This window comes from Nocardioides astragali (genome assembly GCF_024436375.1).
GTDB classification, from domain to species: Bacteria; Actinomycetota; Actinomycetes; order Propionibacteriales; family Nocardioidaceae; genus Nocardioides; species Nocardioides astragali.
In genome coordinates this window covers 162,342-175,971 of the sequence record NZ_JAFMZM010000008.1, presented here as the reverse complement: position 1 = coordinate 175,971, position 13,630 = coordinate 162,342, and the positions used below count along the sequence as shown (strand labels likewise).

16 protein-coding genes and 1 tRNA gene are annotated in these 13,630 nt (G+C 69.7%); 6 read left to right on the top strand and 11 right to left on the bottom strand.

What is annotated here, in order from left to right; genetic code table 11:
• Window positions 1-3 precede the first annotated feature (3 nt).
• Complete coding sequence (locus J3P44_RS24270) at window positions 4-1,056, top strand: LacI family DNA-binding transcriptional regulator (RefSeq protein ID WP_255893092.1); 1,053 nt, start codon at window positions 4-6, stop codon at window positions 1,054-1,056.
• Here the strand turns inward: J3P44_RS24270 and J3P44_RS24265 are convergent.
• Window positions 1,040-1,189, bottom strand: coding sequence for a hypothetical protein (locus J3P44_RS24265; protein WP_255893091.1), 150 nt, complete (start codon window positions 1,187-1,189; stop codon window positions 1,040-1,042). The two genes, J3P44_RS24270 and J3P44_RS24265, sit on opposite strands and share 17 nt — an antisense overlap.
• Before the next feature lie 137 nt (window positions 1,190-1,326).
• On the opposite strand from J3P44_RS24265, the gene J3P44_RS24260 reads away from it, so the two are divergent.
• Window positions 1,327-2,124: a siderophore-interacting protein gene (locus J3P44_RS24260; RefSeq protein WP_255893090.1), complete on the top strand. Its 798-nt coding sequence runs from the start codon at window positions 1,327-1,329 to the stop codon at window positions 2,122-2,124.
• 16 nt (window positions 2,125-2,140) lie between these two features.
• On the opposite strand, the gene bfr is transcribed toward J3P44_RS24260, so the two are convergent.
• Both bfr and J3P44_RS24250 read right to left on the bottom strand, forming a co-directional pair.
• Window positions 2,141-2,623, bottom strand: a complete 483-nt coding sequence (bfr, locus tag J3P44_RS24255; RefSeq protein ID WP_255893089.1) for a bacterioferritin — start codon at window positions 2,621-2,623, stop codon at window positions 2,141-2,143.
• Between the two features lie 94 nt (window positions 2,624-2,717).
• On the bottom strand, window positions 2,718-2,945 hold the full coding sequence (locus tag J3P44_RS24250) for a (2Fe-2S)-binding protein (protein WP_255893088.1): 228 nt from the start codon (window positions 2,943-2,945) through the stop codon (window positions 2,718-2,720).
• Window positions 2,946-3,019: 74 nt separating this feature from the next.
• Here J3P44_RS24250 and J3P44_RS24245 point away from each other — a divergent pair, with 74 nt between their 5' ends.
• Window positions 3,020-3,373 (top strand): hypothetical protein, encoded by a 354-nt coding sequence (locus tag J3P44_RS24245; RefSeq protein WP_255893087.1) that lies wholly within the window; start codon window positions 3,020-3,022, stop codon window positions 3,371-3,373.
• Window positions 3,374-3,464: 91 nt separating this feature from the next.
• Here the strand turns inward: J3P44_RS24245 and J3P44_RS24240 are convergent, their stop codons facing one another.
• A complete protein-coding gene (locus J3P44_RS24240) occupies window positions 3,465-3,647 on the bottom strand; it encodes a hypothetical protein (protein ID WP_255893086.1) in 183 nt (60 codons plus the stop codon).
• Window positions 3,648-3,745: 98 nt separating this feature from the next.
• On the opposite strand from J3P44_RS24240, the gene J3P44_RS24235 reads away from it, so the two are divergent.
• The 3 genes from J3P44_RS24235 to J3P44_RS24225 all read left to right on the top strand — a co-directional run bounded on the left by J3P44_RS24235 (window position 3,746) and on the right by J3P44_RS24225 (window position 6,372).
• Window positions 3,746-4,663, top strand: coding sequence for a LysR family transcriptional regulator (locus tag J3P44_RS24235; RefSeq protein ID WP_255893085.1), 918 nt, complete (start codon window positions 3,746-3,748; stop codon window positions 4,661-4,663).
• 315 nt (window positions 4,664-4,978) lie between these two features.
• Window positions 4,979-5,560, top strand: coding sequence for a TetR/AcrR family transcriptional regulator (locus J3P44_RS24230; protein ID WP_255893084.1), 582 nt, complete (start codon window positions 4,979-4,981; stop codon window positions 5,558-5,560).
• Window positions 5,561-5,658: 98 nt separating this feature from the next.
• On the top strand, window positions 5,659-6,372 hold the full coding sequence (locus J3P44_RS24225) for an SDR family oxidoreductase (protein WP_255893083.1): 714 nt from the start codon (window positions 5,659-5,661) through the stop codon (window positions 6,370-6,372).
• Window positions 6,373-6,444: 72 nt separating this feature from the next.
• Here J3P44_RS24225 and J3P44_RS24220 read toward each other — a convergent pair whose 3' ends face one another.
• The 7 genes from J3P44_RS24220 to J3P44_RS24190 all read right to left on the bottom strand — a co-directional run bounded on the left by J3P44_RS24220 (window position 6,445) and on the right by J3P44_RS24190 (window position 13,595).
• Window positions 6,445-7,446, bottom strand: coding sequence for an NADP-dependent oxidoreductase (locus J3P44_RS24220; RefSeq protein WP_255893082.1), 1,002 nt, complete (start codon window positions 7,444-7,446; stop codon window positions 6,445-6,447).
• Between the two features lie 653 nt (window positions 7,447-8,099).
• Window positions 8,100-8,173 (bottom strand) — tRNA-Met (locus tag J3P44_RS24215).
• Window positions 8,174-8,228: 55 nt separating this feature from the next.
• Window positions 8,229-11,135, bottom strand: coding sequence for a UPF0182 family membrane protein (locus tag J3P44_RS24210; protein ID WP_255893081.1), 2,907 nt, complete (start codon window positions 11,133-11,135; stop codon window positions 8,229-8,231).
• 77 nt (window positions 11,136-11,212) lie between these two features.
• Window positions 11,213-11,791 carry a PPA1309 family protein gene (locus J3P44_RS24205; protein ID WP_255893080.1) on the bottom strand — a complete coding sequence of 193 codons (579 nt, stop codon included), beginning with the start codon at window positions 11,789-11,791 and terminating at the stop codon, window positions 11,213-11,215.
• Window positions 11,788-12,840: a YlbL family protein gene (locus J3P44_RS24200; protein ID WP_255893079.1), complete on the bottom strand. Its 1,053-nt coding sequence runs from the start codon at window positions 12,838-12,840 to the stop codon at window positions 11,788-11,790. The genes J3P44_RS24205 and J3P44_RS24200 overlap by 4 nt, the downstream gene beginning before the upstream one ends.
• Window positions 12,841-12,866: 26 nt before the next feature.
• The gene (locus J3P44_RS24195) at window positions 12,867-13,127 is read right to left on the bottom strand and encodes a hypothetical protein (protein WP_255893078.1); all 261 of its coding nucleotides are present in this window, start codon (window positions 13,125-13,127) and stop codon (window positions 12,867-12,869) included.
• A 42-nt stretch (window positions 13,128-13,169) separates the two neighbouring features.
• Window positions 13,170-13,595, bottom strand: a complete 426-nt coding sequence (locus tag J3P44_RS24190) for a molybdenum cofactor biosynthesis protein MoaE (protein ID WP_255893077.1) — start codon at window positions 13,593-13,595, stop codon at window positions 13,170-13,172.
• Window positions 13,596-13,630 lie beyond the last annotated feature (35 nt).

Here is a 13,630-nt window from a genome sequence, read left to right as displayed (position 1 = left end):
GGCATGCCCGCCCCTCGCCGAGTGCGCCCGAGCATGGTCGAGGTGGCCGGCGTCGCCGGGGTGTCGGTCGCGACCGTCTCCAACGCGCTCAACGGCACTGGTCGCATGTCGGAGGAGACCCGACGGCGCGTCATGGCTGCCGCACGGGAGTTGTCGTACCTCCCCTTCACGTCGGCACGCGCCGCGGCCCGTGGCGGCACCGGGATGCTGGGCATGACGCTCACGACCTACGGCGACCTCCCCGTGCCCTACTTCCAGGTCCCCTACTACGCCCGCCTCGTGCTCGGCGCGACCGAAGCCGCGCACCAACGCGGCTACCTGCTCGTGGTGCTGCCGGCATCGGTGCCGGCCTGGATGTGGCTGACCACGCCACTGGACGGGGTGATCCACACCGAGCCCACGCGCAACGACCCCGTGCTGGACATCCTTCGCAAGCGCGGGATCCCGCTCGTCACCCAGGGCAGGCCGCCCTCACCCCAGCGCGGCGACGCCTGGGTGGACAGTGACATCGACGCGGCCGTCCGCGATCTCCTCGACCACCTGGCCAGCGGCGGGGCACGGCGCATCGGGGTGGTGCTTCCGCGCCATGACGACGCTTATCCCGCTCTCGTCCGGCGCACCTACGAGGACTGGTGCAGCGAGCACGAGCAGCCCGCCTTGGTCGAGTCGTTCCCCCTGTCTCGCGATGTGCCACGGGCGGAGACCGCGGCGGCGCGGCGGCTCTTGCGGGCCGGCCGGGACGCCGATGCCGTCTTCGGTGTCTACACGTCCTCGGGCAAGCACATCCTCGACGCGGCGCGAAGCCTCCGGCTGACCGTGCCGGACGACCTGCTCGTCGCCGCGATCACCGAGGACCCTGCGTACGCCGATCTCTCGCCCCCGGTGACCACCGTGACGCTGCACCCGGAGCGGCTGGCGGCCGAGGCCGTCGACCTGCTGCTGGCGCTCCTCAACGACCGGACGGACGTTCCGCACGAGCGGCTCGTCTCCCACGGCCTCGTGGTGCGAGAGAGCACGCGTCCCGTCGGCAGCACAGTTCTCAGACGTTCACCGTGACCTGGAGGAACGTGGCCGGGATGGACGTGGCATCCGGGTTCGCGCTGGCGTTCTGGGCCGTGAACAGGTCCGCGAGCTCCCTCCGCAGGTCGTCGGTCCGACCGTTGGCCTCGGCCCCCGCGAAGGCGTTCATGGTCGACGCCGAGGCGATGCCCACAAGTAAGGGTTGCCTAAGTTAGGCTGGTCGTCCGCGCCGGCCTCGGCTACGCGCGCCCGGATCACGTGGGCGTCCGACCCACCACCGACCGAAGCCCGACGAAGGAACACCCCATGCATGCACGAGTGATCGGCGTCCAACGACTCACACCCGCGATGGTCCGGCTCACCCTGGGCGGCGACGACCTCGCCGCGTTCACCATGCCGGACGCCACCGACGCCTACATCAACGTCGCGATCCCTCCTGCGGGCGCCCCGTACGACGCGGTCTTCGACCCCGCCCAGGTGCGCGCCGAGCACCCGCAGCACCACTGGCCCGCCCGCCGCCGCTACACCGTGCGCGACTGGGACGCCGTCAGCCGGGTGCTGACCGTCGACTTCGTGGTGCACGGCGAGGGCGTCGCCGGCGACTGGGCAGCGGCGGCCGAACCCGGCAGCGTCCTGGTGTTCGAAGGTCCGTCCGGGGGCTACCGCCCCGACGTGACCGCCGACTGGCACCTGTTCGTCGGGGACGAGTCGGCGCTGCCCGCCATCGCGGCCTCCCTCGAGGCTGTCCCGGCGGGCGTGCTCGCGATCGTGCGACTCGTCTGTGACGGGCCGACGCACGAGGTGGAGCTGTCCTCCCCCGGGCTCCTCGACGTCACGTGGCTGCACCGCACGGGCAGCCCCGAGGACGCCGACCTGCTCGCGCTGTCACTGCGCGACCTCACATTCCCTCGAGGGCGGGTCCATGCCTTCGTCCACGGCGAGGCCGACGAGATCCGTGCCGTCCGGAGCCATCTGCTCGCCGAGCGGGGCCTGAGCCGCGCCGACATGTCGTGCTCGCCCTACTGGCGCCGCGAGATGACCGACGAGGCGTGGCGCCTGGTGAAGCGTGACTTCGTGGCCGCCATGGAGGCAGAGGTGGCGTGATGCCGGAGCCGTGTCGTCACGACTCCGGTCCCGAGCCGGCCGAGATGTGCTGGGCGAGGTAGGCCTCGATACCGACCCGTTCGATCGCGGCGAGCTGAGCCTCGAACCAGTCGGCGTGCTTCTCCTCGTCGCGGACCATCTCCTCGAAGACCGCGGCCGTGCCGTGGTCGCCGAGCTCGTGGCACTCCTTGGCGGCGGTGTTGAACTGCGCGACCGCGGCCTTCTCGCTGGCGAGCGCGAGGGAGAGCATCTCCTCGGCGGTCTCGCCGACGCTGATCGCGCCGAGCTTCTGCAGGTTGGGGTGGCCGTCGAACAGGAGGATCCGGTTGATCAGGTCGTCGGCATCGCGCATCTCGTCGATGGACAGGTCGTAGAAGACCTTGCCGAGCTTCCCGAACCCCCAGTTGTCGAGCATCCGGGCGTGGAGGAAGTAGGTGTTGGTGACGGTCAGCTCGAAGGTGAGCGCGTCGTTGAGGAGCTCGGTGATCCGAGGACTCATGGGCAGCACGACAGAACGCCTCCTGGCAAGTAGGCCGACCTCCCGATGCTGCCACCGAGCCACCGGATAAGGACAGCCTCAGTCCCGCCCCCCCTCAGGAAGCGGCGCCGTCGGCCTCGAGGTCGCGGTGCTCCTGCGCGAGGTGATCGCAGACGATCGCCTTCACCGTGAAGATGCAGGAACCACAGTCCTGGGCCGCTCCGGTGCTGCGGCAGACGGCTCCGACCGAGCGGGCGCCCTCGCCAAGGGCGGCGCGCACGTCGCGGTCGCTCACGACCTCGCAGTGGCAGACGATCACGGCGCCCTCCCTCCTGGACGTCATGATTAGGCAAGCCTTACCTCTCTGTCCAATCGACCACCCCAGGCTGACGAGGCGTCGCAAGGCAGGATGCGACCATGGAGACAGTGACGTTGTGGCGCCCGACGGGGCCGAAGGAGCTCGCCCTGGTCGAGGCATCCGGCTGGCGCGAGTGGCCGCCGCGGTTGCCCGACCAGCCCATCTTCTACCCGGTTCTCAACGAGGAGTACGCGACCAAGATTGCGCGTGACTGGAACGTGAAGGCAAGCGGCGCCGGCTTTGTGACTCGGTTCGAGGTCCGGGAGGACTTCCTGGACCGGTACGACGTGCAGCAGGCAGGTGGCGCGACGATCCTCGAGTACTGGATCCCCGCCGAGGACCTCCCCGAGCTCAACGCCAACATCGTGGGCCTGATCGAGGTCGTGGCGGAGTTCCGCGAGGCAGACGCGTGATCTGCCGAGCCGATCGGCCACACCTTGAGGGGGGCCACAGGCACAAGCAACGGAGACATCCGCACGGAGAGTTGACCCGGCGGGGCCCGACTCAGGCGGCGACGGCGTCGGCGCGGGCGGCGCGGTCGGCGTTGCCCGTGACCTGGGTCTGCTCCGTGTCACACCAGCACGTGAACGTGACCACGATGCCGTCGTGGGTATTGGCCAGCGACGTGACCTGGCTCGGGAAGATGAGCACTCGGCTGGCGCACACCTGGCAGTTGTTGTCGAACATCGTTGACCCTCCTTCGATTGGTTGAGTAGGCCCAATCATCTCCGCTTGGCGTCTCTAGGGGTAGCCTCTGTTTCCAGCGGCATCCAAAGGAGATCCCTATGCTTTCTCTGCATCAGCTGCGCTGCTTCCTGGCCACCTACGAGCACGGCTCACTGACCGCCGCGGCCGAGGAGCTCGGCTACGCGCAACCGTCGGTGTCCGAACAGGTCCGGGGCCTCGAGAAGACGCTCGGCGTGCCGCTGTTCCGACGGGTCGGTCGGGGCGTCGTACCAACCACGCTCGCCGACACCCTCCGCCCCTACGCCGAGCAGGCGATCGCCGCGGCCGAGGAGGCGCGGCGGGCAGTGCAGAGCGCGGTATCGCTGGAGAGCGGGACGATCCGGTTCGGGATGTTCGGCGCCGCACGGTTGTACGCCGGCGCCCAGATCGTTGCCGACGTGCTCGAGCGCTACCCCGGTGTCAGGGTGGAGCTGATCGGCCAGCACTCCAACGAGGTGCAGGAACAGCTCCGGCGCGGGCACCTCGAGGCGGCGATGATCGCCGTCACCAGCGTCGAGAGCGAGGGGATGACTGTCATCCCGGTGGCCCGCGACGAGCTCGTCTACATCTCGGCCGACCCCGAGCGGCTCACGTCCCCCGTGACCGCGGCGCGGCTCGCGAAAACGTCCCTGATCATGCCGGAGACGACGTGGCGGTCCAGCGACTCCGTGCGGATCGTGCTGCGCCGCTTCCTGCACGAGGCCGGCCACAACCCGCAGACCCGGGTCGAGGTCGAGGAGGTGGAGACAGCCGTCGACCTGGTCGGCCGCGGGTTCGGCGACTCGGTCATCCCCCGCGGTGGCGCCGACCAGCTCATCCCGCAGATGGCGCCGCACGTCGGCTACGTCTCGCTGCGCCCCAAGCAGTACGACGTGATGGCGATCGTGCACCGAACGGGCGCGGTGCTGTCACCCGCGGCCAAGCTGATGATCGAGCTGGCGACCAAGCACATCCAGTCGATTGCAGAACCGGTCTGAGCTCTCACCTCGAAGACGCAGATCGCCCACTCACCCGCCGCGCGTGAGGCCCCGGAATACAGTCAGAGGCGGCTCCCTGATGCTCTCCAGAAAGCCGACTGCGAAGTCGTCACTGCCAACGCTCACTCGGTCACGCCAAGGCAACCAGGCCAGTCAAACACCTACGCCCGCCTGTGGCCCACCGGGAAGCGGGCCCACTCGAGGCGCGGCCAGCAGGGCGGGCCACGCACGACCGGGCGCGTGACTGTTGGTCGTATGATCGTCATGGCTACGTTGGGTTCCACTGTCCCGCGCAGCGCGAAGAAGGGTCGGACCATGGTGAGATACAGCGAGGGCCACAAGGCCGAGACGCGACAACGCATCGTCGAGTCCGCGGGACGTCGCCTCAAGAGCGACGGGATCGATGGGTCGGGCGTCGCCGTGCTGATGAAGGACGCCGGACTGACGAACGGCGCGTTCTACGCACACTTCGCCTCCAAGGAGGCCCTTGTCGCCGAGGTGATCGGCAGCGAGCTTCGCACCCAGCTCGCGGCCTACGACCAGATCCCTCCGGGCCGCCCGGGCATCGAGGTGATGGTCCGCCGCTACCTGTCGGTGGAGCATCGTGACGCCGTGGACCTGGGCTGCCCGTCCGCAGCCCTGATCGACGAGATCGTCCGCGGCGGACCGGCCGTGCGCGTCGCCTACGACGACGGCCTCACGGCCATCGTGGAGGCGATGGCCAGCCGGCTCGAGGGCGAGTCCGAGCTCCACGGCGAGAGCCTGCGCCTCCAGGTGATGAGCGCCTACGCCCTCATGATCGGCACGATGCAGATGGCGCGAAGCCTGGTCGACGACACGCGGTCCCGCGAGCTGCTCGCACGCGGGATCGACAACGTCCTCGCGCTCCTGACCTGACGCGACCCCCTCGAGGCCCGGCGACGTCGCGCTGGAGGATTGGCGTATGATCGTCATACAAAGCCGATCGGGCCACTGTGCCCGCCTGAGGAGGACGCATGACGATGTTGACCGACCAGACCGTGCTGGTCACTGGAGCCAACCGCGGCATCGGAGCGGAGTTCGTAGCGCAGCTGCTCGGCCGAGACGTGGCCAAGGTCTACGCCGCAGCGCGCGACGCGGACGGTGTCGACGCCTCGGATCCGCGCGTCGTACCGCTCCGGCTCGACGTCACCGATCCGGAGTCCGTGGCCCGCGTCGCATCGACGGCGAAGGACGTGAGCATCGTCGTGAACAACGCCGGCATCGCGCTCGCCGCGCCGCTCCATTCGCCCGACCCGGCGTCGTTGCGTCAGGAGATGGAGGTCAACTTCTTCGGCCCCGTCGCGGTCGCGGCCGCCTTCGCCGACCGGGTCGCCGAGCGGTCCGGGGCCATCGTGAACGTGGCCTCCGCCCTCTCGTGGTTCGCCCTCGGCGGCAGCTACAGCGCCTCGAAGGCCGCGCTGTGGTCCGCGACCGACTCGCTGCGGCTCGAGCTCGCCCCCCGGGGCGTGCAGGTGCTCGGGGTCCACATGGGCTACGTCGACACCGACATGGCCTCCGGAGTCGAGGCTCCGAAGGCGTCCCCGGGCGACATCGTGCGCCAGGTGCTGGACGGACTGGAGTCCGGTGTCGACGAGGTCCTGGCCGACGACACCGCGCGCAGTGTCCGCTCCGGCCTGCACCTGCCCGTCGGCGAGCGCTACGCCACCTTCCTCCCCCAGTCCGCCTGACTGGTCACGCCGCGCAACGGCGCCCCTCGATCCAAGGATCGGGGGGCGCCCTCGTCTCGCTGGGGGTCGCGGTCAGGACATCGTCACGACGACCTTGCCCTTGACTCGTCCGCCGTCGACCAGGCGCAGGGCCTCGAGCGTCTCGTCGAAGGGGAGCACCCGGTCGACGACGGGACGGATCGTGCCCTCCTCGACCAAGGAGGCGATCTCGGCGAGCTGGCTTCCGTCGGCCCGCATCAGCAGGAACGAGTACGACACGCCCCGGCGTCGGGCGGCCTTGCGCACTTTCCGACTGAGCAGTCGCATCACGAGACGCACGACCGGGTTCGCGCCGATGCGCCGCGCGAACGCCGGGTCCGGAGGACCCTGGATGCCGATCGCGAGGCCACCTGGGCGGAGCACCGACAGCGACCTCAGGAGGTGGTCGGGCCCGAGCGGGTCCAGCACCAGGTCGTACTCGCTGAGGACGTCCTCGAAGCGCTCGGTCCGGTAGTCGACCACCACGTCCGCGCCGAGCTCGCGGACCCACTCGACGTTGGCGGTGCTCGTGGTGGTCGCGACCGTGGCGCCGAGATGCTTGGCCAGCTGGATCGCGATCGTGCCGACACCACCGGAGCCGGCGTGGATCAGCACCTTCTGGCCCGCTGTCACCTGACCCTTCTCCACGAGCGCCTGCCACGCCGTCAGCGCGACCAGTGGCAGGGAGGCGGCGTCCTCGAAGGAGAGCGAGGCCGGCACCAGGGCGAGGTCGGACTCGCGGACGGCGACCTGCTCGGCGAACGTGCCGATCTGGAAGTCCCCCGCCCGCGCGAAGACGCGGTCACCCGGGGCAAAGCCGGTGACGCCGGGGCCGACGCCCATCACGACGCCGGCGACATCGTGTCCGAGCACGAAAGAGGGCTTGTACGGGAGGAGCGCCTTGAACTCGCCCGCGGCGAGCTTGGAGTCCAGCGGATTCACACTCGCCGCCTCGACGTGCACGAGCACCTCCCCGCGTCCGGGCGTCGGCTCGGGACGCTCCTCGGCACGCACGGCCCCCTCCTTGGCGTACTTCGTGACGACGAAGGCCTTCATCTCGATCGATTCCTCCTGTTGGGGCGTGGGTGACGCCCGGCAAGATTGCCGTACGATCATAATACCATACCCCGGCACCTCCGAACACGTGGAGAGACATCGTGCACACCCACCGCACCGCCCTCACCTCGACGTCGACGGAGTGACCTACGCCCTCCGCGAGCTCGGGCCGACCAGCGGCGTCCCCGTCGTCTTCCCGAACCACCTCACCGCGCCAGCTGTGGTGCAACGTCGCTCCAGCCCGCCCCTCCCGCATGGCCGCCTGGCGCTCCACAACGAGTGATCGCACACCACCATGAGTCGTCGCGCAGAACATCCCGGTCGTTGTCCGTTCTCCGTGACTGGTGGTAGCTACTGGTGAGTGGTCGGCAGCGACCGAAGCGTCGTCCGGATCCCAGACGGCCAGACGAGATGAGCAAGTCAGCCAATGACGGGACCAGCCCGGCCTGGCCCTGGCCGGCACCGAATCGAAGGACCCGACCGCCACCACGGCCGGGTTCGGGCGAGGCGCCGCTCCGCGGCACCGGAGGCCAGACCGGGATACCTACGCATAACCTGCCCGCACCACGTCAATGGCACGCAGAGGGCACGGTCCCGAAATCGAAGCAGCCCCCGACCTGCATCTCTGCAGGTCAGGGGCTGAATCTCACTTGTAGCGGGGGCAGGATTTGAACCTGCGACCTCTGGGTTATGAGCCCAGCGAGCTACCGAGCTGCTCCACCCCGCGTCGGTGAACAGAACATTACAGGCAGCTCGTGCCGCACCCAAATCGGGGGCATGGATCAGCCGGCGAGCTCCACGGCCTCCTCGATGAGCGCGCGGCCCTCCTCCATCAGCCGGGCCCATTTGACCGTGTTGCCGGCGGCCTGAGCCGCGTCGGCCTCGGCGAACTTCGCCTCGGCCTGGCGGAGCAGCTCGCGGATCTGGGCCTGCGTGCCGCCGGACGGCGGTTCGGTCGGCGTCTCGGTGGGAGTCTCGGTCGGACTGGCCCCCTCCGTCGGCGTCGGCTCCTCGGTGGGCTCCTCGATGGGGTCCTCACCGTCCGCATCGCCGCCCAGGAGGGAGTCGGCGATCGCAGCGCGCAGCGTCGTGCCGATGCCGACCCTCCCCTCGTAGGAGACCAGCACGAAGCGCAGGATGGGGAAGTTCGACTCGCCCTCGCGACGGGTGTAGACCGGCTGGACGTACATGAAGCTGTCGCCCACCGGCAGGGTCAGCAGGTTGCCGGGGACCCGGACCGCGTCACCGGTCGTGTAGGGCAGGAGCGCCTGGCTGACGTCCTCGTTGGTGGCGAAGGTGTTGGCGATCTGCAGCGGTCCGCCCGTGGGCTCGTTGGGCAGCTCCAGCACGGAGATCTTTCCGTAGTCGTCGCTCGTCGCGTCGCTGTTGACAGCCATGTAGGCCGCCAGGTTGTTCTCCTTCTCGCGAGGCACGTAGACCGAGGTCAGCGACCACGTCTCGCCGCTCCCGGTGTCGGTGAAGATGCGGTACGGCGGCTGCAGGCGGCTGGCGACCTGCGGGTCGCTGGGCACCTCCCACCGGCTCGAGCCCTCGAACCAGGCGGACGCGGACGTCTCGTGGTAGCGCTGGAACTGGTAGCGCTGGGCCTTGAAGAGGTCCTCGGGATAGCGCAGGTGCTCCTCCAGCTCGTCCGGGATCGTCTCCTTGGCCTGGACCACGTCGGGGAACACCTCTTCCCACGCGTTGAGGATCGGATCCTGCTCGTCCCACGCGTACAGCGTCACCGTGCCGTCGTAGGCGTCGACCGTCGCCTTGACGGAGTTGCGCAGGTAGTTGACTTCATCCGTGGGAAGGGTCTGGAAACCGTCGTCGTCCTGGAGGGCGTCGTCGGTCATCGTCTCCAGCGACTCCCGCTGCGACAAGGGGTACTTGTCGGTGACGGTGTAGCCGTCGAGGATCCACAGGATCCGGTCGCCGACCACCGCGGGGTAGGGGTCCGAGTCCACCGTCAGCCACGGGGCGACCTTCTCGACCATCCTCCGCGGCTCGCGGTCGTAGAGGATCTTGGAGTTCTCGTGGACCCGGCTCGACAACAGGAGGTTGGGCTCGCTGAAGCGCACCGCGTAGAGGAGCTGGTTGACGAGGTTGCCGACTGGGACCCCGGCGTCGCCGTCGTACGTCGTGGCGACGTCCTCGTCGCTGCGGTCGCCCTTGGGCAGGTCGAACTCCCTCGGCTCTCCGTCGTCAGGGTTGAGCCCGACGATGCTGTAGGACGGGCTCTGCTCGCCGAAGTAGACGCGTGTCTCGTAGCCGTCAGTGCCGGCGAGCTCCGTCAGCGCGCTCTCGTCAGCCTCCTGGCCCTCGGCCCACTGGATGCCGGTCTGCTGGACGGAGTCGTCCTCCGGGCGCTGGTTGGCGTAGGCGGCGATGATGCCGTTGCCGTGGGTGTACGCGGTGTGGAGGTTCGACCAGTTCTGGTCGCCCTCGGCGAGGCCGCTCTGGTCGAGCTCGCGGACGCCCAGCACCACGGCGCGGTCCTTGCCGCCGATCTCGTAGCGGTCCACGTCGAGCACGTCGGGCACGGAGTAGTAGGCGCGGACCTGCTGCTGCTGCTCGAAGATCTCGCTGACGATCTGCGGGTCGACCAGCGGGACGCCCGCGGTGATGCCGTCCAGCGCCTGCAGGCGACCGTCCTGCGCCACACCCGTGCCTGCCACGGGCCGCACGTCGATCTGGTCGAGCTGGTAGGCCGCCCTGGTCGCCTCGATGTTGGCCTTGATGTAGGGGCCCTCCCGGTCGGGCACGTTGGGATTGACCTGGATGGCCTGCACGACCGAGGGCACGATCAGGCCGAGGATGATCGCAGACAGGGCGAACAGGGCGACACCGACTGATGGCAGCAGCCACGTGCGGCGCCAGATGTTGGCGAGGAACAGCACGGCGCAGACCACCGCGATCCCGGCGAGGATCTCCTTGGCCGGAAGGACGGCCTTGTCCTCGGTGTAGCCCATGCCGGTGAAGATGGAGCCCGAGTCGGTGACCAGGTCGAAGCGGTCGAGCCAGTAGTCGACCGCCTTGGCCAGCACGAACAACGCCAGCAGTGCCGAGACCTGGATCTGGGCGGCACTGGTCAGGCGCTCACCGGGCCGCGCAGAGAGGCGGATCCCGCCGAAGAGGTAGTTGACCAGGACGGTGGCCATCAGGCCGACGACCGCCAGGGCCATCACGTAGTCGACGACGTAGTGCCAGAAGGGCAGGTCGAAGACGTAGAAGCCGACGTCCTTGTTGAAGTAGGGGTCGGTGCTCCCGAAGGTCTGGCTGTGGCGCCACAACGAGTAGTTGCGCCACTGCCCGGTCGCCGAGGCGCCGGCGAAGAGACCCATGACGGCTGCCGCGCCGCCGATCACCCAGCCGATCCGGGGCACCAGCAGCTCGCGGTAGCGGTCCATCCCGTCGTCGGCCGTGCCGGGCATCCCGGGCCACAGCACCGGTCGGAACCGGTAGGCCATGGCCATCGACAGGGCGACCGTGGCGGCCATCAGGCCGGCGAAGACCAGGAAGAGCCCGACCCGGGTGAGCAGCAGGGTGGTGAACACCCCGCTGTAGCCGGTGGAGCGGAACCACAGGCGCTCGGTCCAGAACGACGCGAAGCCGCTGAGCAGCATGAAGGCGACGATGAGGATGATCGCGGTGATGACCAGCGCACCCGGTCGCCGGGACGTCGGCACCGGGCGCGACCCGCCCGGACCACCGGGTCCACCAGCCCCACCGGGTCCGCTGGGTCGGGATCTGTCGAATGGAGTGCTCATACCGGCCCTTGCTCGGGTGTGTCGTGCAACGTCGCGTGGAGGAGTTCGAGGAGACCGGGGACGAGCTCGGTGCCGTTGACGACCGAGAGCTCGTCGTCGTGGGCCCGCAGCCGGAGTGCGCAGTACGACGCCCCGGCGCGGGTCACGCCCGCCACCATCCGGACCTCCTGGCGGTCAGGGTGCTCGCGGGCGAAGAGCTCGGCGGCGGTCGGGTCGTCGGGGATGTCGTCGTCGACGCCGGGCGGGAGCACCAGCCGTTCGATCACGGCCGCGCAGCCGGCGACGCTGCCCGGCCACGTGATGGTGTGGAGGGCCTCCTCGAGGGCTTGGCCCGGCGGGAGCCCCTCCTGCTCGATCGAGGTGAAGGAGCCGGCCTCGCCGGGGCCATCGATCGACATCGCCGCGGCCAGGGCCGGTTCCTGGGCGATCAGCTCGGCGGTGTCCACCAGGGCGTACAGGCGGGCCGGCTGGTCCCAGCCGGACTGGGCGACGTGCGCCTCGATCTCCAGCACTGCGGCGGCCAGCGCCGGGTCCTCGGGGAGGTCGAGAAGCTCGTCGGAGCCTTGGGTCGTCATGAGGCGATGTCCTCGCAGGTCGGAAGGTCGGCGTCGTGGTCGGCAGCCCAGTCGGCAAGGGTCTGGACCGCACGGTGCATCGTCGTGGCCCTGGCCAGTCGCATGCCCCCCGGGTCCACTCCCCCGATGCCGTCACAGTTGTCGGCCGGGACGAGGAAGAGCTCGGCGCCGGCGTCGCGGGCGGCGGCGATCTTCTGCTGGATGCCGCCGATGGGCCCGACCACTCCAGCTGGAGTGATCGTGCCGGTGCCGGCGATGTCGGCACCGTCGGTCAGCGAGCCGGGCGTCAGGGTGTCGAAGATCGCCAAGGACATCATCAGGCCGGCACTGGGGCCACCGATGCCCTCGGAGATGTTCACGCTGACCTCGAACGGGAAGTCGAAGCCGATGCCCGGGGTGATGCCGACCCGCAGGTCGCCGTCGACCTGACGCGGAGTGATCTCGACGGTCAGCTCCTTCGTGCCCCGGCGTACGACGAACGGGATCGCATCACCCGCCTCGACGGCATCGACCGCGTCGACGACGTCCTGGGCGTCGGTGATCTCCGTGCCGCCCACCTCGAGCAGGACGTCGCGCACCTTGAGCTTGCCCTCCGCCGGCAGTCCGGGCGTGACGTCGAGGACCTCGACGAACGGGTCGATCTCCTCGCCGAGCTCGGACAGCGCTGCCGCGATCGCGGTGTCCTGGGAGGAGGCCATCGCCACCGCGGACTCTCGGTCACTCGACTCGTCGGTCTCGTCGGGGGCGTAGACGGACGACCGCGGCCAGACTGCGGCGTCGGGGTCGAAGTAGGCCGCCATGAGCTCGGGCAGCGAGACGTCCTCCTCGGGCTGGCTGACGTAGACGGTCGTCATCCGGAGCTCGCCGTCGTCGTAGTAGGCCTCGTGGCCCGAGACCTGCACGGTCTCCTCGCCGTCGTTCTCAGCGAGCATGTCGACGGTGGGCCCGGGGGTGTAGATGACGTAGGGCAGCGGCACGAAGAAGGCCGTGCTCCACAGCGCGGCCAGCAGGCACAGTGCGAGCAGCCCCGCCCTGGTCCGCTGACTCATGGCGCAACTCTCTCAAACACGCGCAACTACGACGCGCGACGGGTGCCGTCGCCCGTGGACGCAGACCCGTGGCTGGGTCGCACCGCGATGCCGGTGCTGCGATCGCGCGCGGGGGACGTCGTACGACGGGTGCCGGCGGGCAGCTCCTTCGCAAGCGCCTTGCCGAGGCGCTCCACCGCGACGTCACGGTCGATCTCGCCGTGTCCGTCGCGGCCGACCCACGAGACCCAGACCATCGCGACGACCGTCACGACGAGGGCCGGCGCGAGCCACAGCAGGATCTCCACACACCGAGCCTAGGTGCGGACGGCGCCCGGCACCGGCAGGTGCTACGGCGTGCCGACCCACTCCTCGCTCTGGTCGTCGAAGACCTGGTGCTTCCAGATGGGCACCTCGGCCTTGAGGGTGTCGATCAGGGCACGCGACGCGGCGAACGCGTCGCCCCGGTGGGCCGCTGTCGTGGCGACGACGACAGCGAGGTCGCCGATCTGCAGCGGCCCGACCCGGTGCACCGCAGCCACCCCGCGTACGTCGTGCTCCGCGGCCACCCGCCGGCACACGTCCTCGAGGCGGACGAGCGCCGTGGGGTGGGCCGAGTAGTCGAGGGCCGCGACGCCCTTGCCGCCGTCGTGGTCGCGCACCTGGCCGATGAACAGGGTGAGCCCACCCGCTCCCTCGTCACCCAGCGCATCAACGACCTCGGTCACGTCGAGCGGGGTGTCACGGATGGCGACGAGGCGCACGGGGTCACTCACGAGTCCGAGTCTAGGCGCGGTCGGAGTCGGGGTCG

What these genes read in the sequence shown, in the direction of transcription:
- J3P44_RS24240 (WP_255893086.1), bottom strand. Translation starts at nt 3,647, where the DNA reads ATGTTCGACAACAACTGCCAGGTGTGCGCCAGCCGAGTGCTCATCTTC.
- bfr (WP_255893089.1), bottom strand. Translation starts at nt 2,623, where the DNA reads ATGAGTCCTCGGATCACCGAGCTCCTCAACGACGCGCTCACCTTCGAG.
- J3P44_RS24205 (WP_255893080.1), bottom strand. Translation starts at nt 11,791, where the DNA reads ATGACGACCCAAGGCTCCGACGAGCTTCTCGACCTCCCCGAGGACCCG.
- J3P44_RS24250 (WP_255893088.1), bottom strand. Translation starts at nt 2,945, where the DNA reads ATGACGTCCAGGAGGGAGGGCGCCGTGATCGTCTGCCACTGCGAGGTC.
- J3P44_RS24260 (WP_255893090.1), top strand. Translation starts at nt 1,327, where the DNA reads ATGCATGCACGAGTGATCGGCGTCCAACGACTCACACCCGCGATGGTC.
- J3P44_RS24245 (WP_255893087.1), top strand. Translation starts at nt 3,020, where the DNA reads ATGGAGACAGTGACGTTGTGGCGCCCGACGGGGCCGAAGGAGCTCGCC.
- J3P44_RS24225 (WP_255893083.1), top strand. Translation starts at nt 5,659, where the DNA reads ATGACGATGTTGACCGACCAGACCGTGCTGGTCACTGGAGCCAACCGC.
- J3P44_RS24270 (WP_255893092.1), top strand. Translation starts at nt 4, where the DNA reads ATGCCCGCCCCTCGCCGAGTGCGCCCGAGCATGGTCGAGGTGGCCGGC.
- J3P44_RS24230 (WP_255893084.1), top strand. Translation starts at nt 4,979, where the DNA reads ATGGTGAGATACAGCGAGGGCCACAAGGCCGAGACGCGACAACGCATC.
- J3P44_RS24220 (WP_255893082.1), bottom strand. Translation starts at nt 7,446, where the DNA reads ATGAAGGCCTTCGTCGTCACGAAGTACGCCAAGGAGGGGGCCGTGCGT.
- J3P44_RS24235 (WP_255893085.1), top strand. Translation starts at nt 3,746, where the DNA reads ATGCTTTCTCTGCATCAGCTGCGCTGCTTCCTGGCCACCTACGAGCAC.
- J3P44_RS24200 (WP_255893079.1), bottom strand. Translation starts at nt 12,840, where the DNA reads ATGAGTCAGCGGACCAGGGCGGGGCTGCTCGCACTGTGCCTGCTGGCC.
- J3P44_RS24265 (WP_255893091.1), bottom strand. Translation starts at nt 1,189, where the DNA reads ATGAACGCCTTCGCGGGGGCCGAGGCCAACGGTCGGACCGACGACCTG.